Origin of the sequence: Bartonella sp. AA97HXZ (assembly GCF_042196985.1) — a bacterium.
In the GTDB taxonomy this organism is placed as follows: Bacteria; Pseudomonadota; Alphaproteobacteria; order Rhizobiales; family Rhizobiaceae; genus Bartonella.
Window position 1 is genome coordinate 1 of sequence record NZ_JBHIRC010000104.1, and the last position, 604, is coordinate 604.

Here is a 604-nt window from a genome sequence, read left to right on the forward strand (position 1 = left end):
AAAAGCGCATTTAATAAATGGTCTGTTGCTGCTTATGGAAATTTGCAGCATGATACCGGTTTTTATATGGATGGGGTGGTATCGTATGGTCTTTTTAAGGGTGATGTTTTGACCCTTGCACGGGGCAAGGTTGTGGCGTTAAAGGGTAAACAATTTAGCGGTTCTTTAACGAGTGGTAGAACGTTTGCAACAGGGTATAAAGGTGTTGTTTTTGATCCGCAGATTCAGGTTGTTTATCAGCATCTTCAGTTTCATCAGGCGTTTGATGTTGATAATCTTGATGTTGATTTAGGAAAATTTCATCAATGGGTGGGGCGTGTTGGTGGGCGTTTAAGCAAGACGCTTAATGCTTCTGAAGAGGGACGTGAAGTTTCTTTTTATAGTAAGCTTTCTTATTTGCATAGTTTTGAAGATAAGCAATTCGTTTCTTTTAAAAACGATTTTCAGTTAGGTTCCTTTGGTTCTTCTTTGGAAGCAGGGGGTGGGTTTAATGCCCGTCTCTCATCAAAACTTTCTCTTCGTGGAGATGTCACTTATCAGCATAGATTTAAGAAAATTGGTTTTTCTGGAACGAGTTTCTCTGCTGGATTGCGCCACCTTTTTT

At 39.7% G+C, this 604-nt stretch carries 1 protein-coding gene; it reads left to right on the forward strand.

Features of this window, described 5'->3' with window-relative positions:
- Positions 1-604 (forward strand): autotransporter outer membrane beta-barrel domain-containing protein (locus tag ACFINE_RS09935; RefSeq protein ID WP_375621913.1); only part of this gene is annotated, 604 nt, incomplete at both ends.